General features: G+C 41.7%; 12 protein-coding genes. 6 read left to right on the top strand and 6 right to left on the bottom strand.

Annotation, left to right across the window (positions count from 1 at the left end):
• Positions 1-23 precede the first annotated feature (23 nt).
• Complete coding sequence (gene serS, locus H6F74_RS13110) at positions 24-1,304, bottom strand: serine--tRNA ligase (RefSeq protein WP_190441795.1); 1,281 nt, start codon at positions 1,302-1,304, stop codon at positions 24-26.
• A gap of 299 nt (positions 1,305-1,603) precedes the next feature.
• Here serS and H6F74_RS13105 point away from each other — a divergent pair, with 299 nt between their 5' ends.
• The 3 genes from H6F74_RS13105 (at position 1,604) to H6F74_RS13095 (ending at position 11,752) form a co-directional block, all read left to right on the top strand.
• Positions 1,604-3,910, top strand: a complete 2,307-nt coding sequence (locus H6F74_RS13105) for a carotenoid oxygenase family protein (RefSeq protein ID WP_190441672.1) — start codon at positions 1,604-1,606, stop codon at positions 3,908-3,910.
• A 99-nt stretch (positions 3,911-4,009) separates the two neighbouring features.
• A complete protein-coding gene (locus H6F74_RS13100; protein WP_190441670.1) occupies positions 4,010-6,133 on the top strand; it encodes a carotenoid oxygenase family protein in 2,124 nt (707 codons plus the stop codon).
• A 234-nt stretch (positions 6,134-6,367) separates the two neighbouring features.
• Entirely contained in the window at positions 6,368-11,752 is a 5,385-nt protein-coding gene (locus H6F74_RS13095; RefSeq protein ID WP_190441668.1) for an AAA family ATPase, read from the top strand.
• A gap of 454 nt (positions 11,753-12,206) precedes the next feature.
• Here H6F74_RS13095 and H6F74_RS29650 read toward each other — a convergent pair whose 3' ends face one another.
• Positions 12,207-12,413 (bottom strand): hypothetical protein, encoded by a 207-nt coding sequence (locus H6F74_RS29650; protein WP_206756316.1) that lies wholly within the window; start codon positions 12,411-12,413, stop codon positions 12,207-12,209.
• 290 nt (positions 12,414-12,703) lie between these two features.
• Between H6F74_RS29650 and H6F74_RS13090 the strand changes: the two genes are divergently transcribed.
• From H6F74_RS13090 to H6F74_RS13080, 3 genes are all read left to right on the top strand, one after another.
• Positions 12,704-15,121: a pre-peptidase C-terminal domain-containing protein gene (locus H6F74_RS13090; protein WP_190441666.1), complete on the top strand. Its 2,418-nt coding sequence runs from the start codon at positions 12,704-12,706 to the stop codon at positions 15,119-15,121.
• Between the two features lie 50 nt (positions 15,122-15,171).
• The gene (locus H6F74_RS13085; protein ID WP_190441664.1) at positions 15,172-15,366 is read left to right on the top strand and encodes a hypothetical protein; all 195 of its coding nucleotides are present in this window, start codon (positions 15,172-15,174) and stop codon (positions 15,364-15,366) included.
• Positions 15,367-15,746: 380 nt separating this feature from the next.
• A complete protein-coding gene (locus H6F74_RS13080; protein ID WP_190441662.1) occupies positions 15,747-18,140 on the top strand; it encodes a PPC domain-containing protein in 2,394 nt (797 codons plus the stop codon).
• 118 nt (positions 18,141-18,258) lie between these two features.
• On the opposite strand, the gene H6F74_RS13075 is transcribed toward H6F74_RS13080, so the two are convergent.
• The 4 genes from H6F74_RS13075 to H6F74_RS13060 all read right to left on the bottom strand — a co-directional run.
• Positions 18,259-19,755 (bottom strand): HlyD family efflux transporter periplasmic adaptor subunit, encoded by a 1,497-nt coding sequence (locus H6F74_RS13075; protein ID WP_190441660.1) that lies wholly within the window; start codon positions 19,753-19,755, stop codon positions 18,259-18,261.
• A 150-nt stretch (positions 19,756-19,905) separates the two neighbouring features.
• A complete protein-coding gene (locus H6F74_RS29645) occupies positions 19,906-21,642 on the bottom strand; it encodes an ATP-binding protein (protein ID WP_206756315.1) in 1,737 nt (578 codons plus the stop codon).
• A gap of 171 nt (positions 21,643-21,813) precedes the next feature.
• The gene (locus tag H6F74_RS13065; protein WP_190441656.1) at positions 21,814-22,704 is read right to left on the bottom strand and encodes a PhnD/SsuA/transferrin family substrate-binding protein; all 891 of its coding nucleotides are present in this window, start codon (positions 22,702-22,704) and stop codon (positions 21,814-21,816) included.
• A 380-nt stretch (positions 22,705-23,084) separates the two neighbouring features.
• Positions 23,085-23,267 (bottom strand): transposase (locus tag H6F74_RS13060; protein WP_190441655.1); only part of this gene is annotated, 183 nt, incomplete at its 5' end.

Genomic DNA, 23,267 nt, shown 5'->3' with positions numbered 1-23,267 from the left:
TAACTCATAACTCCTGGCTCTCTTCACAGAACCTCACGTCCCAGATAAGGTTGCAGCACTTCCGGTATCCTGACAGTGCCATCTGGTTGTTGATAGTTCTCCAGAATGGCCGCCATTGTCCGCCCTATCGCCAAACCTGAACCATTTAAGGTGTGGACAAACTGGGTTCCCTTCTTCCCAGTTTCTCTAAAGCGGATACTGCCGCGTCGCGCCTGAAAATCCCCAAAATTCGAGCAGCTGGAAATCTCGCGGTATTTTCCAGCAGAAGGCAACCACACCTCCAAGTCGTAGCACTTCGCCGCACTAAAACTCAGGTCGCCAGTGCATAACTCTATCACCCGATAAGGCAACTGCAACGCCTGCAAGATAGCCTCCGCGTCCCTTACGAGCGATTCATGCTCTGCTGGTGAAGTATCAGGATGGACGAATTTCACCAACTCGACTTTATTAAACTGGTGCAGTCGAATTAACCCCCGCGTGTCTCTCCCATAGCTACCAGCTTCCCGACGAAAACAGGGAGTATAAGCACAGTGATAAATGGGTAGCTGGGACGCTTCCAAGATTTCATCCCGATAGAGATTCGTCACTGGCACTTCCGCTGTGGGTGCCAGCCACAAATCATCCTGGTCGCATTTGAAGCTTTCTTCAGCAAATTTGGGTAGTTGACCTGTAGCTTTGAGGGATTCGCTGTTGATGAGAAACGGTGGAATAACTTCCACATAGCCTGCTGCGATTTGTCGGTCGAGCATGAAGCTAATCAAAGCTCTTTCCAGTGCCGCCCCAGCACCGATTAAAGTTACAAATCGGCTTTTAGCGACTTTGACAGCACGCTCAAAGTTGAGAATCCCCAGTTTCTCGCCAATTTCCTCATGAGGCAGAATATTAGAGTTTTGGGGCAGGTATTCATCACCCCAGCGGCGTACTTCTACATTCTCTTCTTCACTTTTACCAATAGGTGTGGACTGACTGGGTAAGTTAGGGAGAGCTAACAAAAGTTCTTCTATTATGGCTTTCAGCTCTCTTTCTTGCGGCTCTAGTTCGGCAATCTGAGCTTTGACAGAGTTGCCTTCTTCCCGCAGCGCTTGAATTTCTGCGCCGTTGGGGTCACTGCCAGATTTAATTTTTTGCCCGACTAATTTACCAATTTCGTTACCCCGCGCTTGCAGCTGACTTCGCTTCGCTTCGAGTTCCCGTTGCTGCTGGTCTAGCTGCAAAATCGGCTTTATGTCATGATGAGCGCCTTTATGATTCAGTCGCTCTTGAACGTCTTGTGGATTTTCCCGTATCTGCTTAAGGTCTAGCACTGCTTCTTCCCTAGCTGTTGGTGCCAATACATCAGGATATCCTGTTTGCAGAACAGCTTATATCGATTTTAGATTTTGCGGCGGCGAAAAAATTTCTGATGGAGTTAGTCTAGCGGCTGCTCTGTTGCGCTAATTCGCCTATGTCGCTCTTGTTCTAGCATATGCCCTTTCTTCGCTATAGCTGGGATAGTAATTTTGGATTTTGCAAACCAACCGAGTTCTCCACGCCTCAAAATGAGGTAGGCGATTTGATGGTTGATTTGGGAACTATATAAACGAAGCAACTTAAAACTAAAGCAATGACCAATAATTACACACCGGAATCTTTGTCCGCACCCTTCCCAAAATCAGTTCTCACAGTCAGCCGGGAAGAGTTGAGTTACCTGGAACTGACAATTGAAGGAGAACTACCACAACTGTACGGCTACGCCTTCATTATTGGGCCAGCGGGTTCTGTTAACAGCACTGTTCCCGGCACTTTTCAAATCCACCCATCCAGCGACGGTACGCCACTGTTCAATGGCGATGCTATGATTTACCGCCTCGACTTTGACAAAGTTCAAGACGAGAGAAAAGTGCGGTTGACCACAAGAATTGCTAAAACCCCATGCTTTTATGCTGACAAAGCCAGCGTACCTGGAACGGAATATGAGGAGCTTAAGTTTAATAATCACGGTCTGGCTCGGTTGTCAACATCACTTGGCTTTCGCAATGAGGTAAATACAGCATTCTTACCCATGCAATTTCCCGGTCAAAATGAGCGTTTGTTAATTACTTGGGATGCTGGAAGACCCTATGAGATTGATCCAAAAACTCTGGAAGTTGTTACGCCTGTAGGCAAAAATTCAGAGTGGCGCGAACAAATTGAACTACCGCTTCCCTTTGGAATTGTTACAACCGCCGCTCACCCTTTCTTCGACACCAACACGCAAAAGCTATTCGCGGTTAATTATGGTAAGTCAATTGCTACTGCCTTATCTCCCCTACTCTTTAACGATATAGAAGAACCTTTGCAAGAATTTGAAGATTTTTTAAAAGCTGTAGAAGACCGACTGACGAAAGTTTCCCAACCTACTCAACTGCTTGTGGAGATGAAGTCAAAGCTGCCGTTGGGAGAAGAAATTTTTCATGATTTTGGTAAAGAAGTGCTGAAAGTCTTTTTAAACCAACAATTAGAGAAAGAGATAGAAGAGTTTTCTGAGATTTTTCGAGAGCTGCTGCAACTTCTGTTACTCGAAAAAGATGTTCCCAAAAGATTTGAGGAAATCTGGAATGAATTAATTCAAGTTCTCAAATATGAACTAGAGAAAGGAATTGAGAATTTTCACGAACTTTGTCTGGAAATACTCAACCTTGTAAAGGTAGCACAAATCTTGCTGCCAGCAGCAAGAAAGATGGAGGATTTTGTCTACTTAATTTGCTGGGATGGTGAAAGTGAATTGCAGAAATGGGAAGTTGTGCTAGATGAGGGAAAAAGCACTACTCCGGTAAAAATTAAGCAAAGTATGCACCAAATAGCAGTCACTCAAGATTATGTAGTGCTGATGGACACAGTTTTCAAACTAGGCCCAGAGCAACTGCTGACAAGTCCTTTGCCAAAGCATCCGCAAATAGAAAATCTGCTGAGAAAATATCTTGACTATGCAGAAACGCCTGACACCACTATATATATTGTGCGCCGTTCTGACCTCGATACCCAAAACTCAACTGTTAAGGCAAAGAAAGTGGTAATTCCGCGAGGTGCAGCACACTTTTTGGCAGATTATGAAAATCCTAACAACCAAATTACGCTGCACTTAGCGCATAATACCGCTTGGGACCCGTCGGAATGGATTCGCAAATATGACCAATCTGTTGTCAGCGGCACTGATAATCTGCCTTATGGAATGTCAATTGGCGGTATGGATGTTAACCATCTCGGACGTTATGTAATTGATGGAGAAAGTGGCAAGCTAGTTGAGTCATCTCTGCTCACAAATTTTGATTACACTTGGGCAACAGCGATTTATGCTTACAGCGGTACTGTGCCGACAGCGCAGTTTGAAAATATTTACTGGAACTCTTGGGGATGCTGGAAAGAACTGCTATCACAGTATGCCTTCGACACGTATAAAGACTATCAATATCGGGAGGTGTCGATAGAGAAGGTGCGGGAAGTTACTCAACAAGGCATACCTGTTAATTTATGCCGTGTAGATACTAAGCAGATGAAAATATGCGACACTTACAAATTTCCTCCAGGCTACTTTGGAAACTCGGCTCAGTTTGTACCCCGCCGTAATGGTGACGGTGGTTCAACGGACGGTTATATTGTGTGCGTTGTTAATTCCGGCGATGCCAAAAGCGAAATTTGGATTTTCGATGCTGCTGACTTAAATCGTGGAGGCCAAGGCCCCTTGTGTAAATTGAGCCATCCCCAATTAAACATCGGCATGACTGTACACACAACTTGGTTGCAAAATATTGGCAACCGCTCATCTAGCTACAACATTTCGGTGTGTGAAGATTATCATCAGCGGGTGCAGGATACGAAATCTCCCCTTATTGAGAAGCTGTTTCAGGAGAAAATTTACCCTGAATTTGAAAATAATTCCGCATCTGTCTAAAGTGGGAATGTAGAGTTAGTACAATTGGGATGCCGATCCGCCGTCTGGTAAATTTGATGGTTGATTGGGAATTCTATAAATAGCGAGTTTTGGCGCGATATGAACGAACCCAATCAAAACCAGGCTGAAGCAATTAACCTAGGCGGTTTGCCTCCCTTCCCAGAGGGGATGATGACGGCAAGTGCTAGCGAACTCACGGATGTGGCGTTGCAGGTGGTTGAGGGAAAATTACCGCACGATCTCCACGGTCATGTATTTATCGTGGCACCCGTCGGTTCTGTCAATTCCGGGGGTTTGCCAAATCCAGACGGCACCCATGTTTGGAATGGCAATGGCATGATTTATCGCCTAGATTTTCACAAGCCTGGTGAAGTGTGGTTGAAGACACGGATTGCTAAGTCACCTTGCTATTACGCTGATAAAGCAACTCGGCCTGGAAGCCGCTATGACAAGTATCAGTTTCGCGATTATGGCATGGCGCGGTTTTCTCTGCATCTGGGAATGCGGGATCAGTTAAATACCGCATTTCTGCCGATGAAATTGTCTGGTGAGGAAAATGAGCGTTTGCTGGTGACTTTTGATGGGGGTCGTCCGTATGAGATTGACTTGGAGACGCTTGAGGTAGTAACGGCAGTTGGGACAAATAAAGAGTGGTGTCCGGGGATGCAGCTGAATATTCCCTTCCAACCTGTTTTGAGTACGGCGCATCCTTGTTTTGATGCCCGCACTGAAGAGATGTTTACTGTTAATTATGGTAGGTCGTTAGCGAATTTTTTAGAAACTATTGGGTTGGTTTACGAATTGGAAAAACTTCCGCAAGAAGTGGAGGAACTGCTGGAAGCGATCGCTTCCTTTTTTGACAAACAAGATTTTGTCAAAAAAATCTTCGATTCATTCTCCCAATTTTCTCAGGGCATATGGCAATTTTTGCAAGGCTGGCTGGAGAAACTATTCGGAATTGCGGATTTTGTGTATTTAATTCGCTGGAATGGGGTTGGTGAGTTTGAACGATGGAAGCTGGTTTTGCCGGATGGTAAACCTGTCCGAATTGAGCAAACTATGCACCAGATAGCGGTGAGTCGCGATTATGTGGTGCTGATGGATACTTGCCTGAAATTTGGCATGGAACAAATTTTGAATAACCCGATTTCAGGGAGTAAGCAAGCAGAAAGACTGTTGAGAAAGTTGCTGACGCGATCGCAACTTCCGGACACGAGTATATATATTGTGCGACGCGATCGCCTGAAAGCCGGACAACGTCCAGCATATAATAATGACAAAGAAGTTGAAGTTGTTGCTCAAAAGGTGGTACTTCCCCTCGAAGCTGCCCATTTTCTAGTAGACTACGACAACCCCAATGGGCAAATTACCCTTCATGTCGCCCACGAATGCGCTACTGATGTCTCAGAATGGGTGCGGCGTTATGATTCTGCCTACGATGGCAAGCCTGCATCGCCTCATCTGGAAGGAATGCTATCAGTTGGGGCAATGGATATCGGTCGTCTAGGACGCTATGTAATTGATGCTGAAAAAGCAGAAATTCTGGAGTCAAAGGTTATCTTTGATACTAAACGTACTTGGGGGCTATCACTCTACACGTACCGCGACACCCAATCTTCCGGAACGTCAACCGAGAAGATTGAAAACATCTATTGGCAGTCTTTTGGATTTTGGCAGGAATTACTGACTGAGTTCATCTTTGATTTGTACAAAAACTATAAGTATCGGGTAATACCCCTGGAGCAACTTCTGGATATTCCAGACTCTGGCAAAGGCAGACCCTCTTGCTTGTTTAGGCTGGATACAAAAAAGATGGCGATCGCGGACTCCTATGAATTTCCTCTTGTCACCAAAGACCAAAAACATTGGGACAGCCATATCATAAATTCACCGCAATTTGTGCCAACTGCTAATAGCAACAATGATTCAACGGACGGTTACATCGTGTGTACCGTTGTCTCCCAACACGGTAAAGAGATTTGGATTTTCAATGCTCAAAGCTTGGCACAGGGGCCTTTGTGCAAACTGAGTCATCCTTCACTAAACTTTGGTTATACAATACATACAACATGGTTGCCGAAAATTACACCCCGCACTGCAAATTACAAAGTCCCTGTACGTCAAGATTATGAGGAGCTGGTGAACCATAAATCTCCAGAAATTCAGGGAATATTTAGTCAAGAAGTATATCCATACTTTGATAGAGAGTCAAGAAATACATGAGATTTTTTTAGATTAAATTGTTATATAGTGGAAAATAGCTTTTATTCAAGAAGTGAACCTACTAGCACAAACGATGCTTGAAAAGCTGTCTTAACAGATGATTAAAGTAGTGACACAGCTATAAATCAAGGTTCAAGGCATCACTACCTTAGCATCATTCAAGTCATCATCAACGACAGAAGGTTTATCATTAGGGAGCATTGATTTATAGATTGACTAGGTGAGGAATTTAAAATGCTAAAAATACCAGGCTATAAAATTATTGAAATCCTTCATGAAGGTACAAAATCATTAGTTTATCGTGCTTTTAGACAACTCGATAGACAAAAGGTTGTTATTAAAATTCTTAATCAAGAATATCCAAACCTTAACGATATTGCCAAATTTAAACATCAATATGAAATCGTAAAGAATTTAGATTTATCAGGGATTGTTAAACCTTACAACCTGGAAAACTATAACAACACTTGCGTATTAGTGCTAGAAGATTTCGGCGGTGAATCGCTCGACAAAGCGGTGAATTCCTCAAAAATGAACTTACTAGAACTTCTAAAAATAGCTATTCAAATTTCTGAATGGCTTGGAAAACTTCATCAAAATCACATTATACACAAAGATATAAAGCCTCAAAATATATTGGTAAATCCTCATACGGGACAAGTAAAAATAATAGACTTTGGTATCTCTTCGCTTCTTTCCAGAGAAACCCAAGAAATTAGAAATCCTAATGTTCTGGAAGGGAGTTTACCCTATATGTCGCCAGAGCAGACTGGCCGGATGAACCGAGCAATCGATTATCGGACTGACTTCTATTCATTAGGCGTAACTTTTTATCAAATTTTAATTGGGGCGTTGCCTTTTCAATCAACAGACCCGATGGAATTAGTTCATTGTCATATTGCTAAACAACCAGTTCCACCGAGCCATCTAAATCCAGAGATTCCCCTGGCTATTTCTAATATAGTCATGAAATTGTTATCAAAAACAGCAGAAGCCAGATATCAAAGTTCCTACGGTCTAAAGTTCGATTTAGAAGTTTGTCTGACGCAACTGCAAACCACTGGGAAAATTGAAAACTTCATTCCTGGTAAGCAGGATTTTTCTAATAAATTTGAGATTCCACAAAAACTCTATGGTCGGGAACAAGAAATAACCACCCTGATGACCGCTTTTGAGCGGGTAAGCCAAGGCTTAACCGAGATGATGCTAGTTTCAGGATTTTCAGGTATTGGTAAATCAGCTTTAATCAATGAAATTCACAAACCCATTGTCGAACAAAGAGGGTATTTTATTTCTGGGAAATTTGACCAATTTCAACGTAATATTCCTTATGCTTCCTTAATTCAAGCTTTTCAGTCATTAATTAGTCAAATTTTAACTGAAAGTCAAGAAAAAATAGCAGCTTGGCGAGAAAAACTTTTAAATGACCTTGGTTCCAACAGTCAAGTGATTGTTGATGTGATTCCGGAAGTAGAACTAATTGTTGGACAACAGCCGCCTGTCGCCCAACTAGGGCCAACAGAATCGCAAAATCGCTTCAACATAGTTTTTCAACAATTTATTGGGGTATTCGCCAAAAAAGAACATCCCCTAGTTGTATTTCTTGATGATTTACAATGGGCTGATTCGGCATCCCTCAATCTAATTCAATTGCTAATGACGGCGAGAGATAGCCGATACTTATTTTTAATTGGGGCATACCGAGATAATGAAGTGAATGCCTCTCATCCTTTAATGATGACATTAGATGAGATTAATTCTGCCAATGCTATTGTCAATCATATCAACCTAAAACCTTTGGATTTAGGTCATACCAACCAATTAATTAGCGAGACTCTTAGCTGTGATGAAGTCGAGTCAAAACCTCTAGCGGAGTTAGTAATTCGTAAAACTAATGGCAATCCCTTCTTTGTCAACCAGTTTTTAAAATCTCTCTACGAAGAAAAGCTATTGAATGTCCCCTCTCAATCCGTCCTTAATAAGGGGCATCAAGCTGTGTGGCATTGGAATTTAGAGGAAATTAAACAAGTTGGCATAACAGATAATGTCGTCGAATTGATGGCTGGGAAAATTCAAAAGCTTTCCGATAACGCACAGCAAATACTTAAGTTAGCGGCTTGTATTGGTAATAAGTTTGATTTAAAAGTTTTATCATTTGTTTATGAGAACTCTCCAGCAGCAACAGCTATTGACCTCTGGGAAGCAATTCGGGAAGAGTTAATTTTACCTCTCGATAATAATTACAAAATATTCCTAGATTTTGATGCACAGGAAGCCAATAATTACTTAGTTTCCACTGATACATTAGTTTCTTATAAATTTTTACACGATCGCGTTCAGCAAGCTGCCTATTCCCTGATTCCTGAAGAAAATAAAAAAGACTTTCACTTAAAAATCGGTCAACTGCTTTTAGGTAATACCAGTTTAGAGGAACGGGAATCAAAAATATTCGATATTGTCAATCAGCTAAACTTTGGAAGCGAGCTAATTGTTGACCAAGAAGCCAGAAATAAACTTGCTGAATTAAATTTAACGGCTGGAAAAAAAGCCAAGGCTTCGATTGCATACGAACCAGCGTTAAAATATTTAACAACTGGTATGAAACTTTTAGCAACAGATAGCTGGGAAAGCGATTATCAGCTAACTTTCGATTTGTACAAGGAGCGTTCTGAATGCGAATACCTTTGTAAAAACTTTGAGCAAGCTGATAATCTATTTAACATTTTGTTGGAAAAGGCCAAGACAAATCTAGAAAAAGCAGAAATTTACGGCATTCAAATTATTTCATATACAACTTTAGGCAAGTTTTCTGAAGTCGTTGAATTAGGTAAGCAAGCTTTAAAGTTGGTGGGTTGGGATGTACCAGAGAAAACCAGGGAAATTAAGAAAGCATTAAAACTAGAAATTCAAGATATTCGGTCAAGTATCGGCGATACTAGCATTAAAAATTTAATTCATAGACCGGATATGACTGACCTGAATATGTTGGCAACTATTAATTTGATTTCGCACGTAATACCTGCTTTATATTATACAAACATGGATTTATCTGACCTGTTTTATTTAAAGCAGGCTTCTTTATCATTGAGGTATGGAAATGCAGCAAATTCTGCTATGGGTTATTTGGGTTTAAGTAGGTTTTTAGGTGAAAGATTAGGAGATTTTCAATCTCGTTATGACTTTGGTAAACTTTCCTTGAATATTATTGAAAAATTTAATAGCAGCGAATTGAAATGTAAAGTAAATTTCTTGTTTGGTGGCTTTGTTAATCATTGGACTAAGCATTCAAAAATAGACATTATTCATTTAAAAACTGCTTATCAAGCAGGGATTGAATCAGGGGACATAGTTTGGGCTTGTTATGCCAACAATGTTCTCAGCATGAGAAGTTTTATTACGGGAGATTATCTAGATAATCTTTATATCGAAAATCAAAAGTATCTCGATTATGCGAATCGAGTTGGAGAAATATATACACCCAACTTTTTTTTAGTGACGCAACAGTTAACCTTATGTTTGAAAGGGTTAACCAAAGATAAATGTAGTTTCAGCAATGAATTTTATGATGAAGAAAAACATTTGGAGCAACTAAGGGCTTATGCTGGATTGGCAATTGCTCTCAATTGGTATTATTTTGTAAAGCTCGCAGCATTGTATATCTTTGAGGATTACTCCAATGCTTTGAAGATGGCATTAGAGTCAGAAAAAACTCTGGCAGCTGTATCAGGTTTAATGCAAGTTGCGGAGCATCACTTCTATTATTCTCTAACTCTGGCTGCTCTTTATAATACGGCTAATGACGAGAAAAAAAAGGAGTATTGGAAAACGCTAAAGAAAAATCAAAAACAAATGAAACTTTGGGCTGATAATTGTCCAGAGAATTTTTCACATAAATACTTGCTCATTGCTGCTGAAATGGCTCGTATTTCCGACAAAACCCAAGAGGCGATGGAGTTATACGAGCAAGCTATCAAGTCTGCTAAAGAAAATGAGTATATTCAAAATCAAGCGATCGCTAATGAATTAGCTGCTAAATTTTACCTTGATAAAGGGTTTGATATTATTGCCAAAGCCTATCTAATGGAGGCTCGTTATGGTTATACTAAATGGGGGGCAATAGGCAAGGTAAAAGAGTTAAATACTAATTATCCTTATTTACTTCATAGAGCAACAGGAATTAAAGATTCCTCGACAACTTATTCTATTTCTACCTCTAGTGAGGATGCAGGAGGTCTAGACTTAAATACAGTCGTAAAAGCTTCGCAAGCGCTTTCTGGTGAAATCATTCTGGATAAGTTGCTGGCTAAGTTAATGAAAATTGTAATTGAAAACGCCGGAGCTGAAAAAGGTTTTTTAATTCTAAAAAATAAAAATCAACTTCTGATTAAAGCAGAAGGTGCAGTCAATAAAGATGAGGTGATACTGCTGCAATCACTTCCAATCGAAAGCAGTGGCAAACTTTCAGTAGGAATTGTTAATTATGTAGCTAGAACTCAGGATAATTTGGTTTTAAAGGATGCAGTTCGGGAAGGAAAATTTATTAACGAGCGATACATTATTGAAAATAAACCAAAATCTATTCTTTGTACGCCCTTGATCAATCAGGGAAAACTAATTGGTATTCTTTACTTAGAGAATAATTTAACAGAGGGAGCTTTTACTTCAGAGCGGTTAGAAGTATTAAACCTCCTATCTTCCCAAGCCGCTATTTCTATTGAAAATGCTAGTCTTTATACAAACTTATCAGCCTTAAATACTGCCTACGAGCGCTTTGTTCCTCATGAGTTCCTGCGTTTTTTAGAAAAAGAAAGCATCTTAGATGTGCAGTTAGGCGATCAGGTGTTTAAAGAAATGACAATTTTGTTTTCTGACATTCGCTCATTTACAACTCTCTCCGAGGGGATGTCGCCCAAGGAAAACTTTAATTTTATCAACTCTTACTTGAGCCGAGTTGGCCCAGTCATCCGTCAGCACAATGGTTTTATTGATAAGTATATTGGTGATGCCGTAATGGCACTATTTCCCCAGACATCTGAGGATGCAGTTCTAGCAGCGATCGCTATGCAAAAAAAGGTTGCACTCTGGAATGAAGAACGGCAACAAAAAGCCGAAGTCCCAATCTCCATTGGCATTGGGCTGCATACTGGTAGTTTGATGCTGGGTACTGTTGGTGAGTCGGAACGGATGGAAAGCACCGTAATTTCCGATGCAGTGAATCTCGCCTCTCGGATGGAAGGTTTAACGAAACTGTATGGCGTGGGTATCGCAATTAGCGAACAAGCTCTGTATCAACTGGATGAACTTTCAAAGTACAGCTATCGTTTTCTTGACCGCGTTCGAGTCAAAGGAAAACAGGCTCCGGTTGCTGTATTTGAAGTTTTCTCTGGCGAACCAGAATCTATCCGCAACCTCAAGACGGAAACTCGAACCGATTTTGAACAAGGCATTATTCTCTATTACCAACAAAAGTTTGCACAAGCCGAGCAAATCTTCAAGGAAGTTCTACAAAAAAATCACCAAGACAAAGCGGCGAAGCTATACGTGAAACGCTGCCAGAAATATCAGACATCTGGCGTTCCGGCGGGGTGGGATGGGAGTGAAGCTTTGGATGAGAAGTAAGCGGCTATTGTTGCGGTAGGCGTATTTTCTATATTAATATGGTAAGACTTTTTGGCCCGCTCCTAACGACAGCACTGCTTCTGGTCGCCCCAAGAAAAACAAAAAACCAGTTCAAGTTTTGATGAGTGCAATGCCGCAAATGGGATTTTCAGAGCAAATAAGTTTAAAGCTAAACGAAAGCAAATTAGAGTATCGCCTACAATATCCATCGCAAATTTATCGGGCGGTCAGGACGCGATCGCTCGGATTCGTTATCGACAGTTTGGGCAAAGTGAGCAAGTTGTTCAATCAAATCCTGAAGCTGTTGCTTTTATGATTCCATAAGTTACTCGATTGAGTGTTTTTTAGTTTAATCCGAGTGCGGAAAAGTAAGTTTTATTTCTGCTTATCGCATAGCATCCTTCTTCCCTAGCCCCACCGACGGGCGCGATCGCATCCAGCCATTAGACATATGTTAGACGATTTTTGTCTCTGGATTTAACCCATACAGCAAAGGGGGATCTTCCTTTTTGCCAATTTGGTGTGGGTTATCGATATTTTTACAGTTTACTGTAAAGATTTTATGAACTTTAAAGAAAACCCTTGTTTTAATGGCTTTTTGTGAGTAATTTAAAATATATCCCCTGTAGATATACCGACGTTCAGCTTCAATAGCTGACATTTGTGTAAATTACAGCAAGAAACGAGTAAAGCGTCTCTGGGTCAGATGCAAGTTATCAGGGAAGATACTTCAGTAGCTCTTATGTATAATTAAGCTCAATAAGCTACACTTCTGCCAAAGGTATCTAATTTTGCGCTGTCCGGGAAAATTGCCCAATAAATTTGCATCTACTTTGTCGATATTGATTTTTATCTTCACCTCATGGTAGGGAGGATATCTTATGATGTCTAAGTTTTAAATAACTGTAAAAATCACTGACTTTGTAGTTCAAATTTAGAATAAGCAAGAAAATGTTCAGACAAAGAAAACTGCTAGAAAACGGTAGCTTACTAAGGGAAACCTTAGCTGGGTATGACGCTTTACAAGTAAATCTTTCTTCAGAGTTATTGTCAGCAACATCATCAGGACTATTTAACCTAGCTGGAAAGAACATTCAATTTTCTAGCAGTAGTTCTTCTAGTGCAGCCAGTGTTGTACCCGAACCTGGTAATACTTTGAGGACAGCTTTTAGAGTGGGGTCGCTGAGCGATCGCGCTTTTAACGATTTTGTGGGTGACAGCGACCCGGAAGATTTCTATCGCTTCAGATTAACTACTCCCCAGGATCTCAACTTGGCACTTGATGGACTGAGTGCCAATGTCGATGTGTATCTGATTCGGGATGCCAACTCTAATCGTGCGCTCGATCCTGGTGAGATTATAGCAAGTTCAGAAAATGGTGGCACCTTAGCAGAATCGATTAACCTCTCCAACTTAGCGACGGGTGTTTACTACGTCCAAGTCAAGCAATCTTCTGGCGATACCAACTATAACCTGAGTTTGTCTACTAAGAGCCTGCCACAGTTGGCTGACCTATCAGGCGGGAACTTCAACGTGATGCAGAGTTCCCTAACGCCAGGTAACAGCTTCAATGTTGAGTATGAAATTCAAAATACTACAAGTGGGAATGCCGAGGGATTCTGGGTAGACTTCTACCTGTCACAGGATAGCAACATTACAATAAGCGATCGCCGCCTCGGTTCTCAATGGATTAGCGCTCTCTCCGGTAACAGCAGCACAGACACCTTAACGAACAACCTGAATTTACCGGGAGCCAGCGATGCCTTCTGGAGCAGTACGGGGACGTACTACCTCGGCATGATTGTGGATGCGGAGGGTAATATCACCGAGGCAAACGAGGCAAATAACGCCAACCAAGGTGAGTTTTACGACTCTCACAGTTTTCAGCTTGCAATAGCCCCTTCTAATTCTCTTACTGCTAGAACTTATTCTCCAACAGATAATAACGCCATTAATGCGCTCTTGAATGAGGCTGATAGCTATTGGGACACTAGCTCGACTGAGGGAGCCATTACCTACAGCTTCCTTAGTAGTGCTGCTGCTAATTCTTATTACGGAGATGAAAGTGTCTTTGAACTGAGCGAAACGGTCAAAGCCAATGTCCGCTCAGTTTTGGAATCACTTGAGTCATTTATTAACGTTGATTTTGTCGAAGTTGCAGATAGCGCCACTAGCTATGGAACTATCCGCTATATGTTCTCTAATGGGCCAGCCTACGCCTATGCTTATTATCCAGGTAATTATGAAATAGCAGGCGACGTACATCTGAGCCGAAACTATGAGAACAGTGCTGTCAACAGCTTTTCTAGCGAACCTGGCACTTACGGATACGAAACACTAATTCACGAAACATTGCACGCTTTGGGACTGAAACATCCAGGTAACTACGACGGTTCGGGGTCAGGAAATGGGCCGTTTTTGTCACCAGGGGAAGATAACAATACCAACACAATAATGAGTTATAACAATGTTGGTAGTAATGCAGTGACACCAATGGCTTATGACATTCGAGCGCTGCAATATCTCTATGGTGCAAAAAATTACAATTCAGGCAACAATCTTTATTCTTTTAATACTGTTTATGGTTACAGCAACGGCAGTCTGTCGTCGGGTAGCTCCACTAACCAATTGAAGCAGACTTTGTGGGACAGTGGCGGTATAGACACTTTGGACTTCTCGGATTTGGCATCTCTTAATTCTGGCTACCGCTTCGATATGCGGGAGAATGGGATGCTGACAACACAAGCAGCCTACAACAGCACAACGTATGAGGATCGGAGTACGGGAGAAAACTATACTACCTCTAGCTTTGGGAGCGCGATCGCATACGGCGCAACTATTGAAAATTTGATCAACTCAACCAGTAACGATTACATCATCGCTAACAGTGCGGCAAACTCCTTCTTGGGCTATGTCTTTGGCATTAACACTGGAGACGATATCTTTGAATCTACAGATTCTCTAGATGTCCTCAACTTATCTAGTTACAACTTCTCAAATCTAACTTCTTCAATCATCAATACCGATTTAAATATACAACTAGATTCTTTCGGTTCGATAACTATCAAAGATTACTTTGGATCTAGTGGTTCTATGAAGTTTGCGATTGCAGATAGTTATTACACTTACACTTCTTCCGGAACTTGGGAAGTAGCAGCAGCTCCAGCAATTCCTGATACTATCGGTAGCAATACAGGGGGAACAGCACTCGGATCAACCCCGGCTGTTTCCTCAGCAACATCTACTTCCGTATCATCAGACATATTAGCTGCTACTTTACGTTGTACTTGTCAAACCTGCTCAGCTACTGCTATAGCACTTCAAACACTTGACTCTTCAAATTTGAGTGAATTAATAGCAGTTAGTTAAGTGATTTTTCAAAATTATGGCAAGAATACACAGAATCGAAACAAGGCTTAATGGTAGGGAGTTGGCGCTTTGGAAAGACTTTGCTTCTCAACGACTTAAGTGGAGATGCCGACGTGCAGCTATTTGATAGCGATCGCGTTAAAATTCAAAGTTCGTACAATTTTGGCAGCACGACAGAAGCGATTAACACCAATCTAAATGCAGGTACTTACAAACGTCTTATAGCAATCCTATTTGAGTTGTGAGGTGCCAGCCCTTCAGATACCCGACTTCTTAAAGAAGTCGGGTATCTCGCCTTCACGAATCATTTAGGGCTGCTATAGAAGCCAAGGAACTTTATTAGCAATTAATTTAACCGCTTTAAGAAACGCTTTATCTCCTAGCTGGAGTCAATTTGCTACCCGTGTGATCAACTGGCGATCGCGCTTTTTGCTTGCCGAAGTGCAATCTTAGCTAGTTCATAACCAAACAGCGCGATCCCCTCACCTTATTGCTGTTATAAAGTTTGTATAAATTTTATATAAAGTTTTTGTAAAATTACGCAAAATGTCCGGATGGTTTCTGGAATCATTACCACCCCTGCTGTGGAGCAATTACGTAAGTACACGTAGTACAGGGTGAACATATGCCAGCAGTAGATTTAGCGGGAAACACACTAGGTACAGCTAGAGGTTTAAATATCACTTCGAATAGCCAAACATTTACAGACCATGTTAGTCCTCTAGACCCGAATGATTACTATCGCTTCAGCCTTACGGGTCGTAGTAGCTTCAGTCTCTCTATTAACGGATTGAGTGCAGATGCAGATGTACAGCTGCTCAACAGCAGCGGTCAGACTATACAGAGTTCTGCTAATGTGGGCGCAACCGCTGAAGCAATCAACGCTACCTTAAATTCAGGCACCTACTACATTCGGGTTTTTCCCTTCAATAGTGCTAGCACTAACTACAACCTGAATGTATCCGCCGCACTGGTGGATTATGCCGGCAACGCGATCGCTACCGCCCGTGATATTGGTACTATCAGTAATACTCAACAAGTATTACGAGATTCAGTTACAACATTTGATACCAACGACTACTACCGTTTCACAGTTGACCCGACTAGCAGCCTCAGCATCAGACTAGATGGTTTGAGCGCAGATGCCGACGTGGAACTGCTCAGAAGTAACGGTAAATTGGTAGCGTTTTCCAACCAGGAAGGCACTGGTATTGAACAAATCAATACAAGTAATTTAGCGCCCGGTACATACTACATTCGAGTCTCCCAGTTCAGCGGCAACACCAACTACAACCTAACCGTAGCCGCCACCCCACCCGACTTTGCTGGCAACACTTTAACTACAGCTCGCAACTTGGGCGCACTCAACGGCACCCGGACTGTCCAAGATGCCATAAATACTTCTGACGCCAACGATTACTACAGATTCAACGTTGGCCCGAACAGCAACCTAAGTTTAAGACTAGATGGTTTGAGTGCTGATGCTAATTTGCAACTACTCAACATCAATGGTCAAGTAGTGGCAAACTCCTTCCTGGCAGGAACCGCTGCCGAAACAATTAACTTTAATAATTTAACCGCTGGTGCTTACTACGTAAGAGTTTACCAAGGCAGCGGCAACAGTTTTTATAACTTAAGCCTGTCAGCTACAGTACCCGACTTTGTGGGCAACACTTTTACGACAGCTCGAAACATGGGTTCACTCAATGGAAGTAGAACTTTCAGCGACTTTGTGAACAGTGCTGACCCCAACGACTACTACCGCTTCAACTTGAATGCTGGCGGCAATTTTAGTTTGTCGCTAAATGGCTTGAGTGCCGATGCAGATGTGCAACTCTACAACAGTATTGGGCAAGTTATTGCTACTTCTGCTCAGGTCGGGACTACTGCTGAATCAATTAATACATTCTTGGGATTCGGAACCTACTACGTGCGGGTTAATTCCTTCAACAACGCCAGCACTTACTACAACTTGAGTTTGTCTTCTACACAATTTACAACTCTAGATAATGCTGGTAACACGCTAGCGACTGCACGCGACATTGGCACCCTCAGCAATACTCAACAAGTCTTCCGAGATGCTGTTAATAGCCTTGATACAAATGACTACTATCGTTTTACAGTTGACCCAAGTAGCAATCTCAACATCACATTAAATGGCTTGAGTGCAGACGCTGATGTGCAGCTAATCAATAGCGCTAATCAAGTATTACTATCTTCAGTTAATGACGGCGCCCTGGCGGAAAGTATCAATACAAGTAATTTAGCGCCTGGTACATACTACATTCGGGTTTACCAGTTTAGCGGCAACACTAACTACAACCTGAGTGTATCCGCGACCCCACCGGACTTTGCTGGCAACGCCTTAACTACAGCTCGTGACATGGGCCCTCTCAACGGTACTCGTACTTTCCAAGATGCCATAAATACTTCTGACACCAACGACTACTACAGATTCAACGTTGGCCCTAACAGCAACCTGAGTTTGAGACTAGATGGTTTGAGTGCTGATGCTAATTTGCAACTACTCAACATCAATGGTCAAGTAGTGGCAAACTCCTTCTTGACAGGAACCAGTGCGGAAACAATTAACTTTAATAATTTAACTCCTGGTGCTTACTACGTGCGAGTTTATCAAGGCAGCGGCGGCGGCTTCTATAACCTAACTGCGTCTGCAACAATTCCCGATTTTGCTGGTAGCACTTTTGCTACTGCTCGCAACATCGGTCAGCTAAATGGAAGTCGCACTTTGGGCGAGTGGGTGAGCGGTGCAGATGTTAACGATTACTTCCGCTTTGACTTAGCAGAAGGTCGCAGTTTTGGTTTGTCGTTAAATGGCTTGAGTGCTGATGCTAATTTGCAACTTTACAATATCAATGGGCTACTGATTTCCAGTTCAAGTCAGGTCGGTACTGTGGCAGATTCAATTAACACATTCTTGGGAGCAGGAACCTATTACGTGCGGGTGAATTCTTTCAACAATGCTAGTAGTTTCTACAACTTGAGTTTGTTGGCTTAAATTCTGTCCTTACGAGAACAGCCCCTCTTTGCCTGCAAAGAGGGGAGCAAGAGGAAATTTTGTTTTTATTCGTTACTAGGCGAGAGCCTAGTAACGAAATGAACATAAATTAGTATAATTACCTGACCGAAAATGCTTCGGTGAATCGACGAGTTACTGGCTCCATTATGAAGGTGAGAATGGATTTTTTCCGAGTTACGATTTCTCCCGTTGCTGCCATACCTGGAGTAAATTCTACTTTTTGACCCCGCACCATAACTGTGTGTTTTTGCAGTTTAATTCTGGTGGGAAAAACTAAGCCTAACTCTTTATCAACAATTGCATTAGGACTAATTTGAACTACCTCACCATTAATCGTGCCAAATTCTTGAAATGGGAAAGTTGCTAGTTTTACTTTTGCTTTCATATCCTTACGGATAAAGCCGATATCGCGGTTGAGAACTTTGACTTCTACCAAAAGTTCTTCCTCTGCTGGTAGTAGAGATAATAACTCTTCTCCTGGTTGCACTGGCCCTTTGGTTGCTTTGACGCTGTAAACGGTAGCTTCAAAAGGAGCGAGGATATTTTCTACTTCTCGTTGCTTTTTCGCCTGCTCCAGTTGACCTGCAACTGTTGTTAGTTCTTCACGTCGCCTGTTGAATTGAGTGAGGATTTCACTCTGGCGTTCTGACCCCAAACGTTCAGCTTGATTGCGAGCGCTTTGATAGGCTTGTTCGGCTTGGCGAATTTGTTGACCTTGAGCGTCGATATCTTTTTCTATTGAGCTTACTTTGTCTTGAGCTTCAGTTACTTTGTCTTCAGCGTTGGTAATCGCATCTTTTGTCCTAGTGACATCAGCTTGCGCTCTAATTACTCGGTCTTGTGCATCAATGTAATCGAGTCGAGGTACAGCACCCGGAGTTAACAGACTTTTAAAAGCCTCTTCTCGTTTTTGAGCGATCGCTAAGTTTGCTTCTGTTTTCGGAAGCAGGCTTTTGGCGTTGACTAGGTTAGTTTCTGCGTTGGCGAGGTTGGTTCTGGCGTTGATCAGGTTTTCTTGCAGACGGGTGAGGCGAACTTTGGCTTCATTCATCACCGCAATTTGTCGATTCGCTTCGGCTTGCGCCGCCGCTTTTTGCGATTCAAAGTCTTTTAAACGAGAGGTTAAAAGCTGATCTTGCAGAGAATTTCCACCACTTCCGGCTCCTGATCGTTCGGCTTCCAGACGCTGCAAGTCTTGCTGAATTAACTCGGAAGATTTGGCTAGGCGGTCAACTTCGGCTTGCGGTAAGCCTGGATCGCGTTCCACCAAGACATCACCTTTTTTAACGCGATCGCCTTCTTTTACTTTGACAGATTTAATAATGCCACCACCAAGCGATCGCACTGGCCTTACCTGTGTCGATGCTATCAATTCACCGGGAGCCACAGCTACTTCATCCACTTCGCTAAAATGCGCCCAAGCAATTGAACCCAACACTAATAAGCTAATAGTTCCTGCCAACAATCGCGTATACAGTGGCGGTAATTCTTGCACCGCCTTACCCAATTCGTAAGATAAAGAATCCTCTGGTGAGGCAAGTTGCCCTCTTGTTTGACGAGCTTGCGCTGGGGAAGAAGTGAGGCGTGTTTGCATAATAATTTGATATTTTAGTTGCTATATCAAGCCTTTTATCGTAAGCACTGAGTGTGTTACTTACTTGAATCTAGTGATACGTTCATTATTCCTATAGTTAGCATAGCATCCCGGTTTTGTAAAAAGGGCGAATATAATTTGCATATTCAGTTAGCCCTTATTCTGGATAGGCAGAGTGACTGCAAACTCCGTTCCCTGCCCAATCGCTGAAATCACATCTATCTTACCTCTATGCTTTTCAATAATTTGGTAGGAAATAGACAGTCCTAAGCCTGTGCCTTTACCTACTGGCTTTGTTGTGAAGAATGGATCAAACAGCTTATCTCTAATTTCTGGTGGAATCCCCATACCATTGTCTTTAATTCCTACCTGAATGTGAGAAAAATCTATTCTTTGCGTCTGAATTATAATTTGCTTGCTAGGTTGGGTAGACTCTTCTAACAGTGCATCGATTGCATTGCTAATAATGTTCATAAATACTTGATTTAGCTGTGCTGGATAGCATTCAATTAGGGGCAAATCTCCATATTCATTTATTACTTGAATCTCGTGCTTAAGCCGATTATTTAATATCAATAATGTACTATTAATTCCTTCATGAATATCGACTGATTTCATCTCAGATTCATCAAGGCGAGAGAAGTTACGCAAAGACACCACAATTTGCCGAATCCGGTCAACTCCCATCCTCATTGAGGACAGTAGTTTTGGCAAATCTTCAGCAAGGAAGTTCAACTCAATCATTTCAACTTTGTCTTGAATTTCAGGAGTTGGATCGGGGTAATGTTGCTGATAGAGTTCTACTAATTCAAGCAATTGTTGAGTGTAATCGTTAGCGTAACCCAGGTTGCCATAAATGAAGTTGATGGGGTTGTTAATTTCGTGAGCCACCCCCGCTACCATCTGCCCCAAACTGGACATTTTTTCGGCTTGAATTAGATGTGTTTGGGTGCTTTTGAGGTATTGGAGTGCTTGTGTAAGTTCCTGAGTCCGTTCCTCTACTCGCTGCTCTAGCGTCTGACGAGCTAACTCTAGTTCATGGGTATACTCTCCGACCCATTGAACCAACTGATTGAGAGAAATTGCTAACGACCCCACTTCATCCTCAGTTTTAACAGTCGCTTGCAGCTCAAAATTTGCTTCCTGGGTGACTCGCTTGGCAACTTGAGTCAAACTTTCGATGGGACGAGCGATCGCACGACTGGTAATGAGCGCTAGAGCCACTGCCATTGCCACTGACAACAGCATACTTACAGCAATAATTTGCAGTCTTAATGTTTCTGCTTCTTCAACCCTTTGATTTGCTTGTGCCCGTTGAAATTCAGCACCTACTTTGAATTGGGATAAACTTTCTGAAAGGCGGTCAAACTTAACAGTGATATCAGTTGCTGATTTTCCTCTAATAAAAGTTAACAACCGTTGCTGTGCTGCTGGAATATTTTCTGGTGTTAAGTTAGGGGGATCGATTTGCTGCCACAGAGACTGCATCAGCCCAGCATAAGCCTCTGTGTTCGTTTCATAACCCTGTAATAAATCCTTTAGATTTGTGGTGTTTCTGACTAAGTTACGAGGATGAGTTTCTATGAAAAATTTAAAATTAGAGATGAGTTTCTTAACCCGATTAACATCACCCAAAAATTTAGCCGTTTCATAGTCAAACCAGATTGACTCTCCAAGAATGATGACCAGCCGTTGAGGATGTGACTGTACCGCATTAACAGCATTTTCTAAATCACTCAGGAGATGTTGTTGCCTATTGGCAATCTTCATCTGTGTCTGAGCCTGTTTTTGGTAATAGTCTCCAGTGACTAGCCCAATAGCTGTCCCAAAAACTGCTATCCCAATAGCCAAGGAATAGCCGTAACCAATTTTTTTGGCTATACTCAACCGTTGGATCTTGGCTGTTATCCCGTTTAAGGACAATTTTGAAATGTTGCTTTTGTTATGTAAATTTAGATGCAACAGCGAAAACATAGCCTTCCAAATTTCCCTATGAAAGTGTATGATGTTAAAAAACATCGATATTTACGCTATAACTATCGTTCATTTAGTTATAATTTACTGAACAAAACTACCTTGTCCAACAAGTTTGTATACCTCACGAAATTGGTTGTAATCAACATCATTAGCTGAAACTAGCTTCGACCCTTGAAACTTTCCTTCTTCAACGGATAAAAGACTTTGGAGCAGTTTATCTTGATTTTTCATCATGCGATCGCCTATTTTTTTGACAACCCGTGAATCTAGCTTACTACTAGCAACAAATAAATCATTGGGGAAAAACGCTCCTTTCTCTATCAGTGGCAACGCACTTTCAGATAAGCCTTCATCCTTCAGAAATTTCTCATACTTGACAGAGGAACCCCCCCAAGCATCAACTTCACCCTTTTGTAAGGCGGGTAATCCCTTACTGCCTAACATGAGGATTTCTAGGTCAGATTTAGGGTTTAGTCCAGCATCAATTAGCAGTTTTGTCGGGCCAAGATGACCACTCGTTGAGCCAACCTTCCACATCGCAATTTTTTTCTCTTTCAGCTGTGCTACCGATTTTATCTTGTTGTTAGCAGAAACACAGATGACTGGGTAATAGTTCAGTCTCGTAATCCCAATGATGGGAACTGCATTCGTCCTGGCACTCATTACCACATATTCTGAGGGGCCTGTGAAAACAAAGTCTACCTGATCTGACTGCAAAGCGGCAGCAGCAGCTATATAGCTTTCAAAAGGGACAAACTCAATTTTCTTTTCCAATACCTCCTCTAGCGCAGTACGCAGTCCTCCATAATCGCGCTGCAACTGTTCGAGACCCTGAGTATCTGTCACTGTAAATCGGAGTGTATCAGGGATGTCTGCATCTAAATTGGAAGATATACTCTTGGAATTACTTGTTGCCGATGCACAGCCTGCAATTAGTAACAGGAAGTAAGAAAGGAAGTTGCGTCGTTTCATCTTTTTGTGCAACTGTGGAAACAGTTTATCTATTTAGCAGTATAACAATATGAATTTGGCTTATATTCTAATTAATAATAGATTATGTTAAGTTTAAGGTTAAAAAATAACTTAAGGTATTGTTACTTACACGACGTATAGAAATCCTATTTGAGTTGTGAGCCAGCTCTTCAGCTCCTTGACTTCTTTAAGAAGCCGGAAAGCTTGCCTTCATGAATCATTTAGAAATGCTATATACTATCAACTTTTGGATTGCCAAATATTTTTACAAATTGTCAAACTATTAACGATGCAGGTGAATGGCTTTAGCATGATGTTGATAAGCTGTTGCGCTTTTAAATTACGTTAATAGAATTACCTTTGTTTTTAAGCTTACGCTCCTACTTAATAATCAACTCGCCTTCATTTAAAAGTCGATGTAATAAATACTCAAGTTCTTCAATAGAGGTGAAAAGACGATTAGCTACATATTCTTTTGCCGAATGCCACACTAATTCAATTAAGTTATAATCTGGACTATATTCTGGGAGGAATTCCAAATGAATATTGGGCATTTCTTCTTC

This window comes from Trichocoleus sp. FACHB-90, assembly GCF_014695505.1.
GTDB classification, from domain to species: Bacteria; Cyanobacteriota; Cyanobacteriia; order Cyanobacteriales; family FACHB-T130; genus Funiculus; species Funiculus sociatus.
Note: the sequence above shows the minus strand (reverse complement) of the source record. Positions and strands in the feature narration are given on the sequence as shown.